This window comes from Bartonella sp. MR168JLCBS, from assembly GCF_042194175.1.
Genome location: NZ_JBHIMP010000629.1, coordinates 1 through 527, shown reverse-complemented (window position 1 = coordinate 527; position 527 = coordinate 1). Strand labels below are relative to the sequence as shown.

Annotated in this window: 1 pseudogene; it reads left to right on the top strand. The window is 38.1% G+C overall.

What is annotated here, in order from left to right:
- Nucleotides 1-505: pseudogene (clpA, locus tag ACFIK8_RS13095) on the top strand (ATP-dependent Clp protease ATP-binding subunit ClpA); the annotation flags it as partial.
- Nucleotides 506-527: the final 22 nt, after the last annotated feature.

The window sequence follows — 527 nt, the reverse complement described above, 5'->3', positions numbered from 1 at the left end:
TATGGCAAAGTCAGCTATCGGATTTGGCAATGTGCAACGTGATGGTGATGATATAGAAACAATCAACCGTTTGTTTACACCGGAATTTCGTAATCGGTTAGATGCGATCATTCCGTTTGCCCCTTTATCTCAGTTAATCATTAATCAGATTGTGCAAAAGTTTATTTTTCAGCTTGAAGCACAATTGGCTGATCGGAGAATTTGTTTTGAATTAAGTCCTTCTGCAATGGTTTGGCTTGCTAATAAAGGATATGATTCTCAGATGGGTGCACGCCCATTGGGTCGTATTATACAAGAACATATTAAGAAGCCATTGGCTGATGAAATTTTATTTGGAAAGTTGCGCAATGGTGGCATGGTTCGCGTATTAACTCACAAACCAAGTGGAGAAAAAGAGAAGCTGCAGTTAAAAATTTCATCTTCCGATGTATCTGTTAATTTAAAGAACAGCAAAACGGCACGTTTTACAAAAAAACAGGTGGGAAAAAAAAGCTCAGCAACTTAAGAGTACTTTAAAGAGCAGCTCG